This window comes from Bradyrhizobium sp. SHOUNA76 (genome assembly GCF_023006445.1).
Taxonomy (GTDB): Bacteria; Pseudomonadota; Alphaproteobacteria; order Rhizobiales; family Xanthobacteraceae; genus Bradyrhizobium.
In genome coordinates this window covers 1-4,165 of the sequence record NZ_JALBHA010000532.1, presented here as the reverse complement: position 1 = coordinate 4,165, position 4,165 = coordinate 1, and the positions used below count along the sequence as shown (strand labels likewise).

Here is a 4,165-nt window from a genome sequence, read left to right as displayed (position 1 = left end):
GATCTCGTCGGCGCGGCCGGTGTGCGGCACCACGATGTTTTCGGCGCCGTCGGCGAACTGCTTGATGGTGGCGGTGATCGAGGCAAGCGGCCGGGCGACCGAGCGGGCGATGATGACGATGCCGATCACGACCAGGGCCAGCGCCACGCCGCCGAGGCAGGTGAGCACGAAGGACAATTCGCGATTGGTCTCGGTCTGCTGCGCGATCTGCCTGGCGCGCTCGGCATAGACCTTGGAAAGCGCCTCGAGATCCTTGTTCAGCGCCGAGCGCACGGTGCGGTTGGCGTCGTTGTCGCCCCATTCACGGCCCGCGGCCGCATTGATCTCGACGCCGCGGCGCACCAGTTCCTTGCGGAACTCGACGAACTGCTCGATGCGCTTCTTGAAGGTCGCAAACTGCTCGGCATCGTCGGCTTTGACGATGGTCTCCCAGCGCTTCACGACGTCAAGGATCTGCGCGTTGAACTTGAGCAGGCCCTCGCCGTATTTCTTCACGACGGCGGGCTCGGTCGACATGTAGACGCCACGCGACTCCATCACGACCGCATAGACCAGCGAGTTGACCCGCTCGACGTTCAGCGCGGCAGCGTTCGCCGTCTCGATCGCGCTGGTCAGCTCGGCACCGCGGCGGCTGTTGTAGTCGGAGAGCATCGCGATCGCCGCCGTGAGCAGCGCGAACAGCGCGAAGATCGCGTAGAGCTTGGTGGCGAGCGTGAAGCGGCCGGCGAGGCCGCCGGCATTGCCAGGTTGGTCAGTGGTCATGGTGTTCAGGGCCCCGGAATGGCCTGAAGCGGCCGGTGAGCACGGTCGTCTGAATTTGATGCAAAACTATGCAGAACGAAGATGGATGCGGCGTTAACGCGGGGGCTGGTCCCCTTCGCCCTTGGTCGAAAGAAAGTAAGATATTTCAGCGTCTTGATCCGAAGGTATAGTCTTGAGATCGCGCTGGAGTCGGTCACTGGCCGACGAACCCCGGAGAGCCCCTTGGTCTACCGCCACACCATCGACGCCACGACCTACACGTTTCCGGACCTGCGCGATCTCCTCGCCAAGGCGACGCCGCCGCGCTCCGGCGACCGGCTGGCCGGGATCGCCGCCGACACGGCCGAGCAGATGATCGCGGCGCGGATGGCGCTCGCCGACGTTCCGCTCGCCCAATTCCTGCAGGAAGCCGTCATCCCCTATGAGGCCGACGAGGTCACCCGCCTCGTCATCGACAGCCATGACGCCAAGGCCTTCGCGCCGGTGGCATCCCTGACGGTCGGCGGCTTCCGCGACTGGCTGCTGTCGGATGCCGCCACGCCGGAGGTCCTGAAGACGCTCGGGCCCGGCATTACCCCGGAGATGGCGGCTGCGGTCTCAAAACTGATGCGCAACCAGGACCTGATCCTGGCGGCGCGGAAATGCGAGGTCACCACCGCCTTCCGCAACACCATCGGCCTGAAGGGGCGGATGAGCACGCGGCTGCAGCCCAACCATCCGTTCGACGATGCCAGGGGCATCACCGCCTCGATCCTGGACGGCATCCTGCTCGGGGCCGGCGACGCCTGCATCGGCATCAATCCCGCGAGCGACGATCCGGCCGTCATTGCGCAATTGCTGCGGCTGCTCGACGAGATCATCGTGCGGCTGAAGATCCCGACGCAAGGTTGCGTGCTGACCCATGTCACGACGACGCTGTCGCTGATCGGGCAGGGCGTGCCGGTCGATCTCGTCTTCCAGTCGGTTGCCGGCACCGAGGCCGCCAACCGCAGCTTCGGCATCGACCTTGCGCTTCTGAAGGAGGCGCAGGAGGCCGGCCTGTCGCAGAAGCGCGGCACCGCCGGGCAAAACGTGATGTATTTCGAGACCGGGCAGGGCTCGGCGCTGTCGGCGGGCGCCCATCACGGCGTCGACCAGCAGACCTGCGAGGCGCGCGCCTATGCGGTTGCCCGCGCCTTTGCCCCGCTATTGGTCAACAGCGTGGTCGGCTTCATCGGCCCGGAATATCTCTATGACGGCAAGGAAATCATCCGGGCGGGACTGGAGGATCATTTCTGCGGCAAGCTGCTCGGCCTGCCGCTCGGGATCGACATCTGCTATACCAACCATGCCGAGGCGGACCAGGACGACATGGATAATCTGCTGACGCTGCTCGCCGCCGCCGGCGTCACCTTCATCATGGGCGTCCCCGGTGCCGACGACGTCATGCTGAACTACCAGTCGACGTCTTTTCACGACGCGCTCTATGTCCGTGACGTCTTCGGTTTGCGCCGCGCGCCGGAATTCGAGGACTGGCTGGCGCGGTCGGGCATTACAGGCGCCGATTTCCGGCTTGCCCGCGATGCAGGCCAGCTGCCCGATTTTGCCTCGCGGCTGATCGCGTGAGGCAGTACGAGGCGTCAAACTCTCCCCTTCAGGAAACCATCGGCGCCTGCCGGAATTATGCTTGTGCCACAATATTGAGAAATTCCGGCGACAGCGTTACGTTATATGTCTGGCTGGCAATTTCCGCACCATTCGGTCGAGCGTGGCGGGGGAGCTTTGATGCGAGCTGAAAGTAACGGAACGTCCCGGCGGATCCTCTGTGTGTTTCCGCGCTACACCTCGTCGTTCGGTACGTTCGAGCATTCCTATCCCCTGACCGATGGTGTCCGCGCCTTCATGCCGCCGCAGGGGCTGTTGCTGATCTCCGCCTATCTTCCGAAAGACTGGCAGGTCAAATTCGTCGACGAGAACCTCCGCCGCACGACCAGGGAAGAATTCGAATGGGCCGAGGCGGTTTTCGTCAGCGGCATGCACATCCAGCGCCAGCAGATGAACGACATCTGCCGCCGCGCGCACGAGTTCGATTTGCCGGTCGCGCTCGGCGGTCCCTCCGTCAGCGCCTGTCCTGACTATTACCCCTCGTTCGACTATCTCCATGTCGGCGAGCTCGGTGATGCCACCAACCAGCTGATCGAGATCCTGTCGCGCGACTCCTCCCGCCCCGAGGGCCAAGTGGTGCTGACGACCAAGGATCGCGTGCCGATGACGGAGTTTCCGATCCCGGCCTACGAACTTGCCGACGTGAAGAAATATTTCCTCGGCAGCATCCAATATTCCAGCGGCTGTCCCTATCAGTGCGAGTTCTGCGACATCCCCGGCCTCTACGGCCGCAACCCGCGCATCAAGTCGCCGCAGCAGATCATCGCCGAGCTCGACCGCCTGCGCGAATTCGGCATGACCGACACGGTCTATTTCGTCGACGACAATTTCATCGGCAACCGCAAGGCGGCGATGGACCTGTTGCCGCACCTGATCGAATGGCAGAAGCGGACGGGCTACGTGGTGCGGCTCGCCTGCGAGGCGACGCTCAACATCGCCAAGAGGCCCGAGATCCTCGAGAAGATGCGCGAGGCCTATTTCATCACCATCTTCTGCGGCATCGAGACGCCGGATCCCGACGCGCTGAAGGCGATGCAGAAGGACCACAACATGATGGTCCCGATCCTGGAGGGCGTGCGCACCATCAACTCCTACGGCATGGAGGTCGTCTCGGGCATTATCATGGGGCTCGACACCGACAAGCCGAATACGTCGGAGGCGCTGCTCGACTTTGTCGAGGAGTCCCGGATTCCGCTGCTCACGATCAACCTGCTTCAGGCGCTGCCGAAGACCCCGCTGTGGGACCGGCTCGAGCGCGAGGGTCGGCTGGTCGACGACGACGGCCGCGATTCCAACGTCGACTTCCTGTTGCCCTATGACGAGGTCGTCGCATCCTGGAAGCACGCCATGGGCGTCGCCTACGAGCCCGAGAAGGTCTACGCGCGCTTCCAGTATCAATGCGACCACGTCTATGTGCACCGCCTCAAGACGCCGGTGCCGGACGAGATGAGGACCTGGCGCAACATCCGGCGTGGACTCGTCATGCTGCGCAACATCTTCTGGAAGGTCGGTGTGCTCGGCGACTACAAGCGCGTGTTCTGGAAGTTCGCGCTCGGGCGCATCAAGCGCGGCGATCTCGAAGGCCTGATCGGCTGCACCCTGATCGCGCACCATCTCATCACCTTTGCGCGCGCGGCCTCCAGCGGCAGGCAGAACGCCTCGAACTACTCGATCCGGCTGCGCGAGGCCGCCGTTCCCGCCGAATGAGTGACAAGTCCGTTCCGGCTCGCCCGACCCTCGACCTGCGGTCGTTCACGCC

The 4,165-nt window shown here is 64.0% G+C and carries 2 protein-coding genes and 1 pseudogene; 2 read left to right on the top strand and 1 reads right to left on the bottom strand.

The window, feature by feature from the left end; translation table 11 throughout:
• Positions 1 to 762 (bottom strand): annotated as a pseudogene (locus tag MOV74_RS32625) (MCP four helix bundle domain-containing protein); the annotation flags it as partial.
• Between the two features lie 222 nt (positions 763 to 984).
• Between MOV74_RS32625 and MOV74_RS32620 the strand changes: the two are divergent.
• Together MOV74_RS32620 and MOV74_RS32615 are read left to right on the top strand one after the other, a co-directional pair.
• The gene (locus tag MOV74_RS32620; RefSeq protein WP_246931104.1) at positions 985 to 2,367 is read left to right on the top strand and encodes an ethanolamine ammonia-lyase subunit EutB; all 1,383 of its coding nucleotides are present in this window, start codon (positions 985 to 987) and stop codon (positions 2,365 to 2,367) included.
• A 159-nt stretch (positions 2,368 to 2,526) separates the two neighbouring features.
• On the top strand, positions 2,527 to 4,113 hold the full coding sequence (locus MOV74_RS32615; protein WP_246931103.1) for a B12-binding domain-containing radical SAM protein: 1,587 nt from the start codon (positions 2,527 to 2,529) through the stop codon (positions 4,111 to 4,113).
• Positions 4,114 to 4,165 lie beyond the last annotated feature (52 nt).

Coding starts and splice junctions, on each gene's coding strand:
- MOV74_RS32615 (WP_246931103.1), top strand. CDS start 2,527: ATGCGAGCTGAAAGTAACGGAACGTCCCGGCGGATCCTCTGTGTGTTT.